Source organism: Pedobacter sp. GW456-11-11-14-TSB4 (assembly GCF_059424425.1).
The window spans coordinates 527876-544811 of record NZ_JBWKZK010000002.1 but is presented as its reverse complement, the minus strand read 5'-3'; the positions used below and the strand labels follow the sequence as shown (position 1 = coordinate 544811).

Here is a 16936-nt window from a genome sequence, read left to right as displayed (position 1 = left end):
CCTATCCGCCAACTAAAGGTGTTAACTTGATGAAACTTACAACAGTATCAGCTTTCAAATCAACCTCTTGCTTTAAACTCTCTGATTGCACTTGGTCTACAAGAACGAAAAAGCCATTTTTCTGAAAAGCATCTAAAGCTACATAGACTTGTTTTTCACCATCGATAACTTTTTTTGCCTTTAGTTTGAAACCATTTAGCGTACGCTCCGCATCCTTAGGTTCAACCAGTCCATTAAAATGTGAAGGCAATGTTAGATTATAATCATCTACTTCCTTTAGTACCCTAGCTGCAATAATATCTTTAATGGTAGCTTTTTTGGCAGAAAGATGGAGGGTGATTTCTTTTAAAACCTTTCCAGAGAAAGTTTCGTCCTTGATGAGAATGTTCATATACGCTAATAAGTTTAAAAAATGAGCAGCTATAAATATATGAATTTGAAATATTGATAGTTAATGTAATTTTTATTGATTTGAAAATTCTAAAAGATCTAAAACCTACAATTTAAATTACCTGAAAATGAATAAATTGGTAAATTAGATTTTACAAAATCGAGGTAAAATCACCGAGAATTGGAAGATTTTACAACAAAAAAATAGCTAACAATTAGATTGTTAGCTATTAAAAAAGTGTACCCCCAATAGGATTCGAACCTATGACCTACGGTTTAGAAAACCGGTGCTCTATCCAGCTGAGCTATGGAGGCATCCTCAACCCAATCATCAATGATGTATGGATTAATGCTGCAAAGATATAATTTCAAAAGGATAATTTATCAAAATTTTATAAAATATTGATTGGTGATACCATAATTGCTGTTAATCAGTAATTTAAACTTTACAGCAACAAATAATTCAATGAGATTTGCCTTTACAAAATGGAATAAAATAGATCCATCAGTGAAAAATTTCATCTACCTAAGTTATTTGTTTAAAAAATATTCTTTTTTAAATAAGCTAAAACACTTATATTCAAGATCTAAACCAATAAACCTTGAAACGTAGAAATTTTATTTATTTAACTGGGGTGGGTGCTGCAGCAGCAATGCTGCCTGCAATTCCGGTTTTGGGAGACGAGATTTCCCCAGAACGGGCACTAGAATATATAGACCCATCAGCCAAAAAAATCATGTCGGATGTTGCATTAAATGCGGCTCGATCTAAAGGAGCAACTTACACCGATGTCCGTGTAGGAAGATACCTGAACCAGTTTGTGGTTACCCGCGAAGATAAAGTGGAAAATATCGTTAACACAGAATCTTATGGCATTGGCATTAGGGTAATTGCAAATGGAAGTTGGGGCTTTGCCGCTACAGATAAAATGGATAAAGACAGCATTGCAAAAGCTGCTGAATTAGCTGTATCAATTGCCAAAGAGAATGCTCGTTTGCTAAGAGAGCCTGTACAATTAGCGCCTCAAAAAGGCCATGGCGAGGTAAGTTGGAAAGCACCTATAGAGAAGAATGCTTTTGAAGTTCCAATGAAAGAAAAGGTAGATCTTTTATTATCTGTAAATGATGCAGCCATGAAAGGTGGGGCAGATTATGTGAATTCAATTTTATTTATGGTAAACGAGCAAAAATATTTTGCTTCTACCGAGGGCTCTTATATAGACCAAGATATCCATAGAATATGGCCAACCTTCTTTATTACGAAAATAGACAAACAAAGCGGCAAATTTGAGACTAGAAACGCTTTAAGTGCGCCAACTGGTAAAGGTTACGAATATTTAGATGCCAGACCACAAGATAAAATCCAAACTGCTTCCGGTACACTGTATAAAGGTAGGTATGATATGCTTGAGGATGCAAAACAAGCCGCAACCCAGGTTGGAGAAAAATTGAAAGCCAAATCTGTAGAGGCTGGAAAATATGACCTTATATTAGATCCTTCTCATTTGTGGCTTACCATTCATGAATCATGCGGGCACCCAACTGAGTTAGATCGAGTATTGGGTTACGAAGCAAACTTTGCAGGAACCAGTTTCCTTACTTTAGATAAATGGGAATCTAAAAAGTTCAATTATGGCAGTAAAGAGGTAAATATTACTGCTGATAAAACTGAAGTAGGTTCATTAGGTGCTGTTGGATATGATGATGAAGGTGTAAAATGTGGCAAATGGGATATTATTAAAGATGGCATTCTTGTCAATTATCAAGCGATTAGAGATCAAGCACATATTTTAGGATTAGAGGCTTCTCAGGGTTGCTGTTATGCAGATAATTGGAGTAGCGTTCAGTTTCAACGGATGGCGAATATTTCTTTACAGCCAGGTAAAGCACCCCTAACCATCGCAGATCAAATTAAAAATGTAGAAAAAGGAATTTATATAGTTGGCGATGGCTCTTTCTCTATCGACCAACAGCGTTATAATTTTCAGTTCGGCGGACAATTGTATTACGAAATTAAAGAAGGCAAAATTACCGGTATGCTTAAAGATGTGGCCTACCAAGCAAATACCCAAGAGTTTTGGAATTCTTGTAGCGCAATATGCGATGCTAGCGATTATCGTTTAGGGGGTTCTTTCTTTGATGGAAAAGGACAGCCTAGCCAGTCAAGTGCAGTTTCTCATGGTTCTGCAACCGCTCGTTTTAATAAAGTAAATGTAATTAACACCGCAAGAAAAATCTGATATCATTATGCCAATATTAACAAAAGAAGAAGCTAAGGCGCTTTTAACTAAAGTACTAGCCTTATCTAAAGCAGAACAATGCGAAGTAAATTTGAGCAGTTCAGATGGTGGAAACATCAGATATGCTAGAAACTCAGTTTCAACCAGCGGAGGAATTAGCAGCAACAGCCTTGTTGTTAGCTCTGCATACGGTAAAAAATTAGGTATTGCAACCATTAATGAATTCGATGATGCTTCTTTAGAGAAAGTGGTTCGAAGAGCTGAGGAGTTGGCACAGCTAGCCCCAGAAAATCCAGAATTCATGCCTTTCCTTGGTCCGCAAGAATATGGTGCTGATTCGCCAACGTTTTCTGAAGCTACTGCAGCTGTAACACCCAAACAAAGAGCAGATGCTGTTCAAGATAGTTTAAAACAAGCTATGGACAATAAATTGAATGCTGCAGGATTTTTATCTAACCAATTAGGCTGCGTAGCTTTAATGAATAGCAAAGGATTATTTGCCTACAATGCATCAACAAATGTAGCTTTTAACGTTACGTTAAGAACCGAAGATGGAAGAGGTTCTGGATATGCAACTAAAGGATATACCGACTTCAGTAAACTAAATGCCAAGGCAGATACTGCCATTGCCGCTAAAAAAGCAATATCTTCTGTAGAAGCCAAAGCAATTGAACCTGGAAAATATACGGTAATTTTAGAACCTACTGCAGTTGCAGTAATGTTAGAGAACTTGTTTTTTGACATGGATGCCAGACAAGCTGATGAAGGTCGTAGCTCGATGAGTAAACCTGGAGGCAAAACCAAACTTGGTGAGCAGTTGGTAGATGAACGAGTGAATATTTATTCAGATCCATGGAATACAGAATTACCAACGCCTAATTGGTCTGGTGATGGAAGAGCACAACAGAAAGTAAATTGGATTGAAAAAGGAGTTGTTAAAAATTTTTATAATTCAAGATATTGGGCGCAAAAAACAGGGATTAAATCAATTCCAAGGCCAGATGGCATGATTATGCAAGGAGGCACAAAATCTTTGGAGGAATTGATAAAAGGTACTGAAAAAGGTATTTTAGTTACCAGATTATGGTATATCAGATCTGTTGATCCGCAAACTTTATTATTGACTGGTTTAACAAGAGATGGTACTTTTTATATCGAAAATGGCGAAATTAAATTCCCAGTTAAAAATTTCCGCTTCAATGAAAGCCCTATCATCATGTTAAATAATATTGAAGAAATAGGAAAAACTGAAAGAACAGTTAGCGCAGAATCTGATGCCAACTACTTGTTACCTACACTAAAAGTTAAGGATTTTACATTCACCTCTTTATCTGATGCAGTTTAATTAAATTAGATCCATCAGTTATTGATTAAGGCTGTCTCAAATTATCACTCTCATTTTCAAAAGCAAATAAAAGCTTTTGGAAATGATTAAACTCTTCCGGAAAGAATAGAGTTAATTGATGGTTTTTGAGACAGCCTTCTATATTTTACGTTTAGTAGTTACCTGTTACCCCTACTTCAAGCCCTCTCAGTTCGGCTAAACCTCTTAATCTGCCTATTGCAGAATAGCCCGGATTGGTTATTTTATTTAAATCATCTAACATCTGGTGACCGTGATCTGGCCTAAACGGAATAGGTGTTGCTCTTCTCGCGTTTTCTGTAGTAACAACCTTCATCACATCATACATATTTACATCGCCACCTAAATGATCTGCTTCATAAAAATTACCTTCTTCATCTTTGGTCACATTCCTCAAATGCAAAAAATAAACTCTTTCCTTTACTGCTTCAAAAATATCAACCAAATTATTAGTCATGCCTGCACCTAAAGAACCTGTACAATAACAGATCCCGTTAAATTCTTCATCCACACTTCTAATAATCGAAACTAAGTCTTCTTTTGTGCTTGCGATACGTGGCAAACCTAAAATTGGATACGGTGGATCGTCTGGATGGATCGTCATCTTTATGCGGTTATCGGTACAAGTTTGTGCAATCCCCCTTAAAAACCAAGCTAAATTCTCCTTTAAACCTTCTCTTCCAATTTCTTTATACTCATCAATACTGGCACGTAGTACTTCTATTTCAATTTCTTTTTCGTTGGGTATGCCCATCAAAACATTCGTACGCAATTCATCCAGCTCAGCTGAAGTCATTTTTTCATATTTAGCTTTGGCTTTAGACAGTATATTTTCATCGTAATCTGCAGCTGCATCTACCCTGTTAAAAATATACAAATCGAAAATGGCTAAATCAGTCCAATTGAAATAAAGTGCTTTAGAACCGTCAGTCATCTCTAAATCTAACTGCGTGCGGGTCCAATCTAAAACAGGCATAAAGTTATAGCAAATGGTTTTTAAACCACATTCTGCCAAATTTTTAAGAGATTGATTGTAATTTGCTAAATATTTTTCGGCATCAGCTCTGCGAGTTTTTATCGCTTCGTGTACAGGCACACTTTCTACAACAGCCCAAGTTAAACCCGCTGCTTCAATTATATTTTTTCTTTCAATAATATCTGCAATTGGCCAAACTTCACCGTGTGGGATATGGTGCAATGCCGAAACTATGCCAGTTGCCCCAGCTTGTTTTACATCTTGTAGACTAACTGGATCTGTAGGCCCATACCAGCGCCAAGTTTGTTGTAGTTTATGATGATTTGTACTCATTTATATTTGGTATTAGTTTTATACTGCACCAATATAATTGAAAAATAAAATGTAGGCGCAAAAATGACCCAAATTAATTACGGAAACGTTAGCGTAAATAGATTGGAGTTTGAAGTTCTAAGTTTGGAGTTCTGAAATTAAAGCTTAATGGATGCTCAACATTTGATCAGATTTTAAATCATTGCAGGTAAACAAGCAACAATTTTACACCTAACCAGCTAATCACCTTAACAACTCACCATCTCCACAACTAAATCAACTCCACAACTAAACCAACTAACCCTTTCTCCTAGCTCAATTCAAATTTGTAACCCACACCTTTAACAGTGGCTACATAATTCTCGCCTAATTTTTCACGAAGTTTACGGATGTGCACATCGATAGTACGATTGGTAACTACTACAGAATCTTCCCAAATATTTTTAAGGATAGATTCTCTTGTATATACTTTACCTGGCTTAGAAGCCAATAGATATAATAATTCGAATTCTTTTTTAGCCAATACCACTTTGGCACCATTCTGATAAACCAAATAAGCTTCTCTGTCAATTACCAAATCACCAACCTCAACTTTGTTGTCAGAAACTTCTTCGCCGCTAGCATTTCTGCGTAAAATGGCATTTATTCTGCTTACTAAAGCTCTAGGTTTAATTGGCTTGGCAATGTAATCATCTGCACCTACATTAAAACCAGCAATCTCCGAATATTCTTCGCTTCTGGCAGTTAAAAACACCATAAAAGTATTTTTAAACTCTGGTATAGCTCTCATTAAACGGCAAGCCTCAATTCCATCCATTTTAGGCATCATGATGTCTAAAATGATTAAATCTGGATGTACTTTTTTCGCTAAGGCAATACCTTCTTGGCCATTGCTTGCTAAAAATACCTGATAACCTTCTTTTTTTAAGTTGTACTCAATCAGCTCTAAAATATCTGGCTCGTCATCAACAATTAATATTTTTTGTTTGGCTGTACTCATCGTTTAATTTATTTATTACGAAAGTAAGTATACAAATGCATTAATGCGTTAAAAGTAGGTTAACAAATTGTTAAACTACTCTTTATTTTAACATTGACTTAGAGTTAAGGTAAAGTTTTGTTTAAGAAAGCATCTAAATCCTCGCCTCTTAAGTTTCTCGCAATAATTTTTCCTGTAGGATCTATCACAAAAGAAGCCGGTATAGCTTCAACCTGATACAACTTAACAGTAGAGCCTTCAAAATCTGCCAATTCACTTGCATGATCCCAAGTTAAATTATCTTGTTTTATAGCCTGTTGCCAAGCTGCTTTATCTTTATCTAATGAAATACCTAAAATGGTGAAGTTTCTATTTTTAAATGCATTATAAGCTTTCACCACATTTGGATTTTCTGATCTACATGGTCCACACCACGATGCCCAGAAATCAATTAGTACGTATTTACCTTTATAATCTGACAGTTTAATTGGTGTACCTGCTAATGAATTGATGGTAAAATCTGGTGCTGGCTGACCAACTTGTACAGCTTTCAGTTTCATCACTTTATCAACAAAGGTTTTCACAGCAGCGTTTTTCTTTAAATTCTCATCAACCTTTTCTGCATAAGTAACCATTGCTGCCTCATTACCTGTCGGATTAACCAAGCTAATGGCATAAAAACTTACTAGATATTTAGAATTATCATGAGCAAATTTAATAATGGCATTATTTAAATCTTCTAAAGCTTTAGTGTAGGTTGGGGTAAATTTTTCTATTAATGCATCTCTATTAGCTGGATTAGCAGCAGCTTCAGTTTCGAATGCTGTTTTTACTGAATCTAAACCCGCACTATATTTAAATTTCAAAGCATTAAATTCTGCCAATTTATCGGCATCATCAGCTCCGCTAATTTTGTAACCATGATTTTTATCTAACAAATCTGCCTCAATTTTAACCACATCGCCATTTTTAGCTATTAACATATATTCACTAGCGCCAATGTTTACTCTAAAAAAATCAGTTTCTGGTGATACACGATTGAACTTAAATTCTCCTTTTTCTGACAAAGTAGTTGAATCAACCACGGTCATCCCTTTATCAGACATCCCATATAAAAATACCTTTTTCTCCGCTCCCGGATTTTCAAATTTACCTTCAATTACAAATTTGGTTTTGTCTTTACAAGCAGCAAATACAGCTACCAAACCCAGCATCAAAATTAATTTTTTCATCTATTTATTGTTTTAACGATGATAAACACCATCTATTTTAATTTTTCTATTATTAAATCACTTACTTTTTTAGCGTCAGCTTTACCTTTTGCCAACTTCATCACCTCGCCAACAAACAAACCTAAAACGCCTTTTTTACCAGTTTTGTATGCCTGTACTTGTGGTTGGTATTTAGCCAAAACTTCTTCTATATACGATGAAATCTCATCCTTGTCTTCAACAATTAACAAATTAAGTTCATTTGCCAATTGCGATGCATCTTTTTCGCCTTTTAGGTTTGGCAGCAACTCTTGTAATGCACTTTGCTGACTAATCTTTTTCTCATCAACCAAATTAATTACCGCTGCCAGTTGTTTTGGCGTAACCTCATATTGTGCAATGCTGATATTTTGTTCATTTAACAAAGCCCTAATAGAACCTAATAACCAATTAACCAAGCTCTTCTGATTGGTAACTGCAAGCTTAGCTTCATTAAAGTATTGGTATAATTCTGTATCCTCTGCCAATAAATTTGCTTCAGTTTTATTGATCCCGAATTCAGCTATCAATTGTTTCGCAATTTCTTTTGGTAAAGCTGGCATACCCGATTTTATTGAACTTAACCATTCATCAGAAATTGAAATTGGCTGCAAATCTGGATCTGGAAAATAACGGTAATCATTTGCCTCCTCTTTTGTGCGCATAGGCGATGTTGTGCCTTTGTCTGCATCAAAATTTAAAGTACTTTGGATAATTTTCTCTCCATTACCGGTAACTTCAACCTGTCTGTTAAATTCAAAATCCATCGCCCTGCGAACATTACGAATAGAGTTCAAATTTTTAACCTCGCAACGCGTACCAAACTCGCTTGTTCCTTTTGCTCTAATAGAAATATTGGCATCGCAACGTAAAGATCCTTCTTCCATGTTGCCATCACTCACATTTAAATGGCGTACCAATTGCCTAATTTCCGTCAGCAAAGCTGATGCTTCTTCGGCACTGCGGATATCTGGCTCGGTTACAATTTCAATTAAAGGCACACCTGCCCTATTTAAATCTACGTAAGAATATTGTGGATCTTGATCGTGCAAGCTTTTACCAGCATCTTCTTCTAAATGGATTCGGTTGATACCAATTCGTTTTTCTTCGCCATTTGGAAGCACAACATTTAAAAAACCATTTTTACAAATCGGACTGTTGTCTTGTGTAATTTGGTATCCCTTTGGCAAATCAGCATAAAAATAATTTTTACGATCGAAGAAATTATGCTGATTAATTTCGCAATTTAAAGCTAAGCCAATTCTAATGGCTTTCTCAATTACTTCTTTGTTTAATTTAGGCAAAGCGCCTGGCAAGGCTAAAGAAACGGCAGAAATGTGTTCGTTGGGTTGAGCTCCAAAAGTGGCACTATCCGACGAAAATATCTTAGAATGTGTATTTAACTGTACATGTATCTCTAATCCAGAAACCAATTCGAACTTATCACTTTCAGTTGTGGCAATTGTACTCATTAACGCGTAATATCTTGTAAAATGGTCATTTATGACTGCTCAAAGATAAGTAATAATGTATCAATTCTATTGCAAAAACAGGTAACAATATACTTATGGCACAAAAATGGAGTTTTAATTGATACACACGAATTAAATTTAGTTATATGAAAAAGTTTATCTTAATGGCATTAGTAGCAGTTGCTGCCGCCATTTACCAACCAGCACAAGCGCAAGTAAGTTTAAGCGTTAATATTGGCGCACAACCGAGGTACGGATTTTATAACGATTATTACGCAAGGCCCGTAGTGCACCGAACTTATTACGCACCTGCACCAAGAGTAGTTTATGTTAAACAAAACAATTTTTCTAACCGTAGATACTACACACCAGGTAGAAGAGTAGTAAGTAGAAGCTACAACAGACCAGCTACTCGATATTACAATGTAAAACAAGTGTATTATAAAAATAACAAACATGCTTACAAACATGGCAAAGGACACGGTAAAGGTCATGGCAAAGGCAGAAGATAATCGACCTTGATCCAAAAAAAAATCCGCTAGTTAATTACAACTAGCGGATTTTTTTTTATCCTAAATTAATGATCTTTAAAATCTCTTACCAATGGTGATACCAATACGAGGATAAGCTTCTAAATTGCTCTCTCCAAAAATTCTTCCCACTCCAAAATATGCCTCGCCAATAAAACCACTTTTTGTTAAAAATTTACCACCAGCTGCAGCGCCTAAACCAAATCTAGTTATAGTAGTTGGTTTTGATGCGGCATATGTTCCGAAATACTGATCTTCGAAATATTGATATACATTACTTTCTAGACTTAATACGGCAGCATTAGCTTCAATAAAAAATCCACTTGCCTTTTTTGAGCCAAAATAAACCCTGTAATAGGGAATAGCTCCAAATTTGTAATCAGATTCATCACTATTTACACCAACTAATAACGCTAAACCTACAGCTTGATCATCAGCAACTATCCTTTCGTAATTAAGCTCAGGAATACCAGCTATGCTCATTAATAAGTTAAGCTTAATTTCATTATTTCCGTTTCTTCCACCTTTTGTTGCGGTGGTATCTTTACTTTGCGCATTAACAAATAATGCTGAAGCCAACAAAAGGCCTGAGAGTATTAATTTTTTCATTTAGATAATTTTATTTCTCTAAAGTAGAAAATTTTTATAATAACTAATGCTATAGTTAAATATTAGATCAAAAATTGTTTGGCTTTTTCTAACACATTGGCCAAGCCTGCTGCATTTTTACCTCCAGCAGTTGCATAAAATGGCTGACCACCGCCACCTCCTTGTATTTCTTTACCCAATTCTCTAACAATTTTGGCTGCATTTAAATTTTCTGAAACGATATTTTCTGCAATCATAATTGTAATCCCAGGTTTTTCATCAATTAAAGTAGTAAATACCAAATACAAATCAGGCACTAAAGCTTTAACCTCAAAAGCTAAATTTTTAACCGCATCTGCATTTGGTAAATCTACCTGCGTGGCAATAAAATTGATGCCATTAATATTTTCTGCTTTAGCTGCAATTTCTTGTTTCATATCGCCAGCTTTTGCCAATATGCTTTTCTCTACTTCCTTTTTTAGTTTTGCATTTTCATCAATTAAAGCCTGCACAGCTGCGCTAATGTTTTGACTACCCTTTAACAAAGCCTTTAACTGATTAAGCTCTTTGCTTTGATTAGCAATGAATTGCTCGGCTTTATCTGCGGTTATAGCTTCTATACGGCGAACACCTGCTGCCACAGCACTCTCAGAAATGATTTTAAAATAACCAATTTGTCCTGTTGCTTTTACGTGCGTACCACCGCAAAGTTCTTTACTAAACTGATCATCAAAAGTAATTACACGCACAAAATCTCCATATTTTTCGCCAAATAAAGCAGTTACCCCTGAGTTGATCGCTTCATCATAAGGCACATTGCGTTGCTCATTTAGTTTGATATTCTCTCTAATCTTCTGATTAACCAAGCGCTCAATCTCTAATAAATCTTCTTCACTTATTTTAGCGAAATGAGAAAAATCGAAACGCAAGTTATCTGAATTTACCAAACTTCCTTTTTGGTTAACATGTGTACCCAAAACCTTTTTTAATGCTGCATGCAATAAGTGGGTGGCAGAGTGGTTATCTTCTGTTAAAATCCTTTTATCCTCATCAATTACTGCCCAAAATTTGCCATCTACATCTGTTGGCAGCGTATTTGTGTAATGTACAATTACACCGTTTTCTTTTTTGGTATCGGTAATGTCTACCCAAAACTGGCGACTGTGGTCTTCTAAGCGACCAGTGTCTCCTACTTGTCCGCCACTTTCTGCATAAAATGGGGTTTGGCGTAAAACGATTTGATATTGTTCTTTACCCTTTGCACTTACTTTGCGGTATTTTAAAATTTCGGTTTCTATTTCAGTTAAATCATAACCTACAAATTCGGTATCATTATCTTGGTTAACAATAATCCAATCCCCAGTATCTACAGCTGTTGCGGCACGAGACCGGTTTTTTTGTTCTTCTAAGGCTTTGTTAAATTCCTCTATATTAACAGAAAAATCTTTTTCACGTGCCATCAACTCTGTTAAATCTATCGGAAACCCAAAGGTATCATATAACAAAAACGAAAAATTACCAGAAATGCATTTTACTGGCACATTTTCTATTGATGAACCATCATAATCAAAACCATATCCATGACCTTCATTATTTGCAGGAACAACCGTATTATTTAAATGACTTTCAAAAAGTGTTATCCCCTTCTCTAAAGTCCTTAAAAACGAAACCTCTTCTTCTAAAACCACCTTTTGAACGAAATCCTTCTGCAAATATAATTCATCGAAAACACCATTAAACTGATCTGCCAAAACCGGCACCAATAGGTTTAAAAATGGCTCTTTAAGGTTTAAGAAAGTATAGGCATAACGAACAGATCTACGCAAGATACGGCGAATAACGTAACCAGCTTTGTTGTTGGATGGCAATTGTCCATCAGCGATTACAAATGAGATTGCTCTAATGTGATCTGCCATTACACGCATCGCAACGGCTTCATTCCAGCCTTTATCGCCTGGTTCGGCACTACTTACATATTCAAATCCAGATTTTTCTGAAATAAATTGAATTAAGGGTTGAAAAACATCGCTATCGTAATTGGAAGTTTTACCTTGCAATACCCGCACCAAACGCTCAAAACCCATACCTGTATCCACATGCTGTGCTGGTAAAGGTTTTAAAGAACCATCCTTTATGCGGTTAAACTGCATAAATACATTGTTCCAAATCTCAATTACTTGAGGATGATCTGCATTTACCAAAGTTTTTCCGCTTACAGTTTCCCGCTCTGCTATAGGCCTACAATCTACATGGATTTCTGAGCATGGTCCGCATGGCCCAGTATCACCCATTTCCCAAAAATTGTCTTTTTTATTCCCTAAAATGATACGGTCTTCGGGTACAAACTGCTTCCACAATTCAAAAGCTTCAGTATCTCTTGGCAAACCTTCTTTTTCATCTCCCTCAAAAATAGAAACATACAATTGATCTTTCGGAATTTTGTAAACCTCGGTTAGTAATTCCCAACTCCAAGCAATGGCTTCCTTTTTAAAATAATCGCCAAAACTCCAATTGCCCAACATCTCGAACATGGTATGGTGATAAGTGTCAATACCTACTTCTTCTAAATCATTATGTTTGCCCGAAACACGCAAACAACGTTGGGTATCGGCAACACGTGGATATTTAATGGCAGCTTCACCTAAAAACAAATCTTTAAATTGATTCATCCCTGCATTGGTAAACATTAAAGTGGGGTCGTTTTTTACCACTATTGGCGCAGATGCCACAATATGATGCTGTTTACTTTTAAAAAAATCTAAATAGGTCTGTCTTATTTCTTTAGCTGTCATTTGGTAGTATTGTAATGTTTTGATGTTGAAATGTTTTAAAGCTGTAAGGCTGAAATGTTGCGAATTGTCAAATAATATTAGTTAACAATTTCATAGCCTACAACAAAAATCCATTTGCGTTCTTTGTGTGTTGATGGTTATTTAAATCTAGAACAAAATTAAAATTTTATTGCGGTATTCTACTAAAATCACCTTACATTTGAATACTTTAAGTAAAAGCTACAATCAATTCATAATCAGTTAGAACCATGCCATACAAAGAGAGAGAGATTAATAAAATGTACTACACCATGGGTGAAGTTACCGAAATGTTTGGTGTAAATGCTTCGCAAATTAGATTTTATGAAAAAGAATTTGATGTACTGCAGCCAAAGAAAAACAAAAAAGGAAATCGTTTATTTACTGCCGATGACATCGAGAATTTAAAAATCATATTTCACTTGGTAGATGAAAAAGGTTTTACCTTAAAAGGCGCAAAAGAACATTTGAAAAACAACTCTGGTGAAGTAAAAGAAAACCAAAAAGTGATTGCATCCTTAGAAAAATTGAAAGATTTTTTATTGAAATTGAGCGATCAAATGTAAAATCGATGAGAAATTACCCAAAATTAACTGCTCTTTACGCTTGGTTTTTTGGTTTATTATTGCTGGCACTTCTAGTTTTTTCAAACTTTGAGGCCACTGCACAAGATAACAAGATCTTATATCAGGATCAGCTTTTGAATACAACTGTTGATCAAAACGATCTCAAACAGTACATTCAACTAAAGAAAATTACTGATACTGTTGGCAAAACAAAATTATTTCTTCAAATACTGAGTAACGCTAAAGCAAGAATGCGTTTACAAGAATCCACATCAATCCAACAGCAAAAAAAATCTTACGAACAAATACTTGCAGAGGCTGAAGAATTTATTGAACGCAAAAATCTAGTAAACAAAGTGCTAGTGGTTAAACATGAGCGAAAAATGTATTTATTAAAAGATGGAAAAACGATAAAAACATTTCCGGTAGCGCTTGGCCCTAAACCAATAGGACAAAAAGAATATGAAGGGGATGGCAAAACGCCAGAAGGTGTTTATAAGTTAGATTGGCAAAAATGGAATAGCACAACTCTTCACTCTTTCCATATCTCCTATCCAAATAAAATCGATTCAGCGAGAGCAAAAGCTAAAGGACTACAGCCTGGCAGCAATATTATGGTTCATGGAACAAGCAAAGGCACAAAGCGTAAAAAGGATTGGACAAATGGATGTATTGCTTTAAGTAATGATGATATGCTATGGTTTCGGAAAATGGTTTTTCAAGATACAACCATAGAGATTGTAAAATAAAAAGCAACTGTAAGATAACCTACAATTGCTTTATATAATTAACTAATTAATAGTCTATTGAACGCCAGTAGTGTCTGGCACCTTAGTGGTATCTGGCATACTATTCATCGTATCACGCATCATCGAATCTCTTTTCATGCTATCAACCGCTGATGAATCCATAGCGCCACTATCTGTTCTGCTTGAGCTACAACTTGCCATCGCCATACCGACAACTGCAAGCATCATTACAAATTTTAATTTCATTATTTTTTCTTTTAGTTTAACTTTAATTTTTTCACCTCTATTTAAAGAGATATCTATTAAAGAAAAATCGTAATAAAAAGTTTTTAAAATTTAGAAATATTGCCCTCGCTACCCTTTAAAACCAACAACTAAAAGTTGTAACCACTACTGATTAGACGAAAAAGTATCTGTTAAATTGCCATTAGCATCCATGATATTAATTTTAACGATGCTTAAATCGTCAATAATTGACAATAAATTGTCTTGTAGTTTCTGAGTGAAATTAGTCGTATTAACATCCTTTGTAAGTTGTATCGATAACTCTGCAGGTCCTACTTGCTTAATTTCACTAATTTCTGAACCGTATTTTTGAGTAATTTTTTGAATGATGTTTTCCATGATTTACTTATTTAAAAAAGCAACCTGAAAAACCATCGATTGTTTAAAATAAATGAAATGATTTTATCAAACTAATAAACTCTGGCGAATTGGGTTAATGAGTTAATAAATATTCATGTTCAATTACCTCTCCCATTTTACTGATAAATTCATCAGACATTCTGCTTCCGCCAATTTGCTCCCAGCCATTGGTAACCTTATTTATAGTTCCTACCAATTGATCGCCTACACAAATGTAGAACAGTTCCTTACTGTCGCCTTGCATAAGGGTAAATAATAAAGGGAGTTGATTTTCAAAAATATCGTACAAATAATCAATCTTAACCATGATATTGAAATTAACTAATGAAAAACGCTAATGTTTAATAACAACCAAAAAATTCGACAAAATGTTTTTGGAAATCATGATGAATATTTGGCTCTTATAATATCAAAGTGAATCTACTAATTTTTTGTTAAACATAAATGCAACATACTTGTTAAGTTTTTAAAAATCTATTATGAAAAATTCCATATTTATCTTATTCCTTTTTGTTTTTGCCGCATGTAGTAATACCAAAAGCGATAACAAAGACCAAGCCGACACTAGTGCAAATGCAAGCGCAGATACGCTATTAAACGAAACAAACGAAGCTGTTGACTTAGAGCCAGATAGTCGACTATTTTTAGAAAATGCAGCTTATGCCAACATGGTTCAGTTAGAAAGTAGCAATAAAATTGCAAGTGAAACTGTTGACCCAAAAATTAAAAATTTCGCTTTAATGTTAAGTAAAGAGCATCAAATGCTGAATACTAAATTAAATGATCTTGCTTCTCAAAAAGGTTTCGTGTTACCTAAATTATTGCCTAACAGTAAAGTTGAGCTAATTAAAAAAATGGATGAGTTGAAAGATGAAGGCAGAAACGAATTTTATGTAAAATTAATTATCAATGAAAATCAAGATGCTATTGATGCATTTGCTCTAGGAAGCAGATCAAAAGATAATGAAATAAACAATTTTGCTACTGGAGCTTTACCAAAACTAAAACAATATCATCAACAAATTTTAAAGATAGATACCGCTATTATGGTACCAAAAGTTAATCAAGGCGATGATCCATTGAAAATCAGCAATCGAAATAAACAAGCTGGATAGCAAATTGAGTAAAGAAAAAAAATCCGATGATCTTATGTAATTCACATAAATTCATCGGATTTTTTAATTTAAAGCTTAATCAAAGCGATAACTTTTTATAAATTGAAATAATATCCTCATCACCTATTTCATCTTGCGCAGCAGTAAATTTTTGCAAGGCTGTATTTGCTAAAGGGCTATTAATTCCTGCATCTTTAGCAAGTTGCAAATCTTTCACAATATGTTTCAATGCAAAAACTGGAGCATAATTTTCATTAAGTATAGCTTCTCCTTTAATTTTCATAAAAGGATTTGCTAAAGCACTTTCATTAATCAAAGCCAATAACTGAGTTTTACTTATACCTTTTTGTTCTGCAAAATTAACAGCTTCAGCCAATCCTAAGGCATGAAAACTAAGTAATGCATTAATCGCTAGTTTAGCAGTATTACCAGATCCTGTGTTGCCAACGTGAAGCGAAAATTTACCTAAGCAATTAAAAATGGGCAGTATTTTATTGTAAATAGCTGCATCGCCACCTGCCATAATTACTAAAGTACCTTCTGTTGCTTGTTTCAAACTTCCTGATACAGGTGCATCAATGTATTGTCCACCTTTTTGTATCAGCAAATTCTGCATTTTTATACTGATTGCTGCAGAAACAGTGCTCATATTTATGATAATCTTTTCCGAAGAATCACCTGCTAGCAAACCATTTTCTCCTGCAAATACTTGTTCTATGGCTTCATCATCAGAAACCATGATGATCACAACTTCACAATCTGCTAGTAATGATTTTGGACTTTCAGCAATCTTTGCATGATTGTGCTCGAAACTTGCTAGCACTTTTTTACTCCGATTATAAAGTGACAATTCATAACCAGCATTGATTAGGTTTTGAACCATCGGAACGCCCATTTTACCTAAGCCAATCCAGCCAATTTTAGTTAAATTCATCACCAAAGTTAATTAAA

17 protein-coding genes and 1 tRNA gene are annotated in these 16936 nt (G+C 34.9%); 6 read left to right on the top strand and 12 right to left on the bottom strand.

Annotation, left to right across the window (positions count from 1 at the left end; genetic code table 11):
• Window position 1: 1 nt before the first annotated feature.
• Both AC07XU_RS09765 and AC07XU_RS09760 read right to left on the bottom strand, forming a co-directional pair.
• Entirely contained in the window at window positions 2-391 is a 390-nt protein-coding gene (locus AC07XU_RS09765) for a hypothetical protein (RefSeq protein WP_494943460.1), read from the bottom strand.
• Window positions 392-631: 240 nt separating this feature from the next.
• Window positions 632-705 (bottom strand) — tRNA-Arg (locus AC07XU_RS09760).
• A gap of 287 nt (window positions 706-992) precedes the next feature.
• On the opposite strand from AC07XU_RS09760, the gene AC07XU_RS09755 reads away from it, so the two are divergent.
• Together AC07XU_RS09755 and AC07XU_RS09750 are read left to right on the top strand one after the other, a co-directional pair.
• A complete protein-coding gene (locus tag AC07XU_RS09755; protein WP_494943459.1) occupies window positions 993-2630 on the top strand; it encodes a TldD/PmbA family protein in 1638 nt (545 codons plus the stop codon).
• A gap of 7 nt (window positions 2631-2637) precedes the next feature.
• On the top strand, window positions 2638-3975 hold the full coding sequence (locus tag AC07XU_RS09750; RefSeq protein WP_494943458.1) for a TldD/PmbA family protein: 1338 nt from the start codon (window positions 2638-2640) through the stop codon (window positions 3973-3975).
• 151 nt (window positions 3976-4126) lie between these two features.
• Here AC07XU_RS09750 and uxuA read toward each other — a convergent pair whose 3' ends face one another.
• The 4 genes from uxuA to gatB all read right to left on the bottom strand — a co-directional run bounded on the left by uxuA (window position 4127) and on the right by gatB (window position 8982).
• Window positions 4127-5302 carry a mannonate dehydratase gene (gene uxuA / locus AC07XU_RS09745; protein ID WP_494943457.1) on the bottom strand — a complete coding sequence of 392 codons (1176 nt, stop codon included), beginning with the start codon at window positions 5300-5302 and terminating at the stop codon, window positions 4127-4129.
• A gap of 289 nt (window positions 5303-5591) precedes the next feature.
• A complete protein-coding gene (locus tag AC07XU_RS09740; protein WP_494943456.1) occupies window positions 5592-6281 on the bottom strand; it encodes a response regulator transcription factor in 690 nt (229 codons plus the stop codon).
• 104 nt (window positions 6282-6385) lie between these two features.
• On the bottom strand, window positions 6386-7492 hold the full coding sequence (locus tag AC07XU_RS09735; protein WP_494943455.1) for a redoxin domain-containing protein: 1107 nt from the start codon (window positions 7490-7492) through the stop codon (window positions 6386-6388).
• A 32-nt stretch (window positions 7493-7524) separates the two neighbouring features.
• Window positions 7525-8982 carry an Asp-tRNA(Asn)/Glu-tRNA(Gln) amidotransferase subunit GatB gene (gene gatB, locus AC07XU_RS09730; protein WP_494943454.1) on the bottom strand — a complete coding sequence of 486 codons (1458 nt, stop codon included), beginning with the start codon at window positions 8980-8982 and terminating at the stop codon, window positions 7525-7527.
• A gap of 146 nt (window positions 8983-9128) precedes the next feature.
• Here gatB and AC07XU_RS09725 point away from each other — a divergent pair, with 146 nt between their 5' ends.
• Window positions 9129-9494, top strand: coding sequence for a hypothetical protein (locus tag AC07XU_RS09725; protein ID WP_494943453.1), 366 nt, complete (start codon window positions 9129-9131; stop codon window positions 9492-9494).
• A gap of 75 nt (window positions 9495-9569) precedes the next feature.
• Here AC07XU_RS09725 and AC07XU_RS09720 read toward each other — a convergent pair whose 3' ends face one another.
• Both AC07XU_RS09720 and alaS read right to left on the bottom strand, forming a co-directional pair.
• Window positions 9570-10121, bottom strand: coding sequence for a hypothetical protein (locus AC07XU_RS09720; protein ID WP_494943452.1), 552 nt, complete (start codon window positions 10119-10121; stop codon window positions 9570-9572).
• Window positions 10122-10183: 62 nt separating this feature from the next.
• Window positions 10184-12892: an alanine--tRNA ligase gene (alaS, locus tag AC07XU_RS09715; protein WP_494943451.1), complete on the bottom strand. Its 2709-nt coding sequence runs from the start codon at window positions 12890-12892 to the stop codon at window positions 10184-10186.
• Between the two features lie 248 nt (window positions 12893-13140).
• On the opposite strand from alaS, the gene AC07XU_RS09710 reads away from it, so the two are divergent.
• Together AC07XU_RS09710 and AC07XU_RS09705 are read left to right on the top strand one after the other, a co-directional pair.
• Window positions 13141-13476 carry a MerR family transcriptional regulator gene (locus tag AC07XU_RS09710; protein WP_494943450.1) on the top strand — a complete coding sequence of 112 codons (336 nt, stop codon included), beginning with the start codon at window positions 13141-13143 and terminating at the stop codon, window positions 13474-13476.
• Between the two features lie 5 nt (window positions 13477-13481).
• A complete protein-coding gene (locus AC07XU_RS09705; protein ID WP_494943449.1) occupies window positions 13482-14225 on the top strand; it encodes a L,D-transpeptidase family protein in 744 nt (247 codons plus the stop codon).
• 54 nt (window positions 14226-14279) lie between these two features.
• Here AC07XU_RS09705 and AC07XU_RS09700 read toward each other — a convergent pair whose 3' ends face one another.
• The 3 genes from AC07XU_RS09700 to AC07XU_RS09690 form a co-directional block, all read right to left on the bottom strand.
• Window positions 14280-14471 carry a hypothetical protein gene (locus tag AC07XU_RS09700; protein ID WP_494943448.1) on the bottom strand — a complete coding sequence of 64 codons (192 nt, stop codon included), beginning with the start codon at window positions 14469-14471 and terminating at the stop codon, window positions 14280-14282.
• 144 nt (window positions 14472-14615) lie between these two features.
• Window positions 14616-14849 carry a hypothetical protein gene (locus AC07XU_RS09695; RefSeq protein WP_494943447.1) on the bottom strand — a complete coding sequence of 78 codons (234 nt, stop codon included), beginning with the start codon at window positions 14847-14849 and terminating at the stop codon, window positions 14616-14618.
• A 94-nt stretch (window positions 14850-14943) separates the two neighbouring features.
• Entirely contained in the window at window positions 14944-15177 is a 234-nt protein-coding gene (locus tag AC07XU_RS09690) for a hypothetical protein (protein ID WP_494943446.1), read from the bottom strand.
• A 172-nt stretch (window positions 15178-15349) separates the two neighbouring features.
• On the opposite strand from AC07XU_RS09690, the gene AC07XU_RS09685 reads away from it, so the two are divergent.
• Complete coding sequence (locus tag AC07XU_RS09685; RefSeq protein WP_494943445.1) at window positions 15350-15985, top strand: DUF4142 domain-containing protein; 636 nt, start codon at window positions 15350-15352, stop codon at window positions 15983-15985.
• Between the two features lie 79 nt (window positions 15986-16064).
• Here the strand turns inward: AC07XU_RS09685 and AC07XU_RS09680 are convergent, their stop codons facing one another.
• The gene (locus AC07XU_RS09680) at window positions 16065-16919 is read right to left on the bottom strand and encodes an NAD(P)-dependent oxidoreductase (protein ID WP_494943444.1); all 855 of its coding nucleotides are present in this window, start codon (window positions 16917-16919) and stop codon (window positions 16065-16067) included.
• Window positions 16920-16936: the final 17 nt, after the last annotated feature.

Excerpts from the sequence above, each read along its gene's own strand:
- AC07XU_RS09765 (WP_494943460.1), bottom strand. The coding sequence starts at position 391 with ATGAACATTCTCATCAAGGACGAAACTTTCTCTGGAAAGGTTTTAAAA.
- AC07XU_RS09750 (WP_494943458.1), top strand. The coding sequence starts at position 2,638 with ATGCCAATATTAACAAAAGAAGAAGCTAAGGCGCTTTTAACTAAAGTA.
- uxuA (WP_494943457.1), bottom strand. The coding sequence starts at position 5,302 with ATGAGTACAAATCATCATAAACTACAACAAACTTGGCGCTGGTATGGG.
- AC07XU_RS09740 (WP_494943456.1), bottom strand. The coding sequence starts at position 6,281 with ATGAGTACAGCCAAACAAAAAATATTAATTGTTGATGACGAGCCAGAT.
- AC07XU_RS09735 (WP_494943455.1), bottom strand. The coding sequence starts at position 7,492 with ATGAAAAAATTAATTTTGATGCTGGGTTTGGTAGCTGTATTTGCTGCT.
- gatB (WP_494943454.1), bottom strand. The coding sequence starts at position 8,982 with ATGAGTACAATTGCCACAACTGAAAGTGATAAGTTCGAATTGGTTTCT.
- AC07XU_RS09725 (WP_494943453.1), top strand. The coding sequence starts at position 9,129 with ATGAAAAAGTTTATCTTAATGGCATTAGTAGCAGTTGCTGCCGCCATT.
- AC07XU_RS09720 (WP_494943452.1), bottom strand. The coding sequence starts at position 10,121 with ATGAAAAAATTAATACTCTCAGGCCTTTTGTTGGCTTCAGCATTATTT.
- alaS (WP_494943451.1), bottom strand. The coding sequence starts at position 12,892 with ATGACAGCTAAAGAAATAAGACAGACCTATTTAGATTTTTTTAAAAGT.
- AC07XU_RS09710 (WP_494943450.1), top strand. The coding sequence starts at position 13,141 with ATGCCATACAAAGAGAGAGAGATTAATAAAATGTACTACACCATGGGT.
- AC07XU_RS09705 (WP_494943449.1), top strand. The coding sequence starts at position 13,482 with ATGAGAAATTACCCAAAATTAACTGCTCTTTACGCTTGGTTTTTTGGT.
- AC07XU_RS09700 (WP_494943448.1), bottom strand. The coding sequence starts at position 14,471 with ATGAAATTAAAATTTGTAATGATGCTTGCAGTTGTCGGTATGGCGATG.
- AC07XU_RS09695 (WP_494943447.1), bottom strand. The coding sequence starts at position 14,849 with ATGGAAAACATCATTCAAAAAATTACTCAAAAATACGGTTCAGAAATT.
- AC07XU_RS09690 (WP_494943446.1), bottom strand. The coding sequence starts at position 15,177 with ATGGTTAAGATTGATTATTTGTACGATATTTTTGAAAATCAACTCCCT.
- AC07XU_RS09685 (WP_494943445.1), top strand. The coding sequence starts at position 15,350 with ATGAAAAATTCCATATTTATCTTATTCCTTTTTGTTTTTGCCGCATGT.
- AC07XU_RS09680 (WP_494943444.1), bottom strand. The coding sequence starts at position 16,919 with ATGAATTTAACTAAAATTGGCTGGATTGGCTTAGGTAAAATGGGCGTT.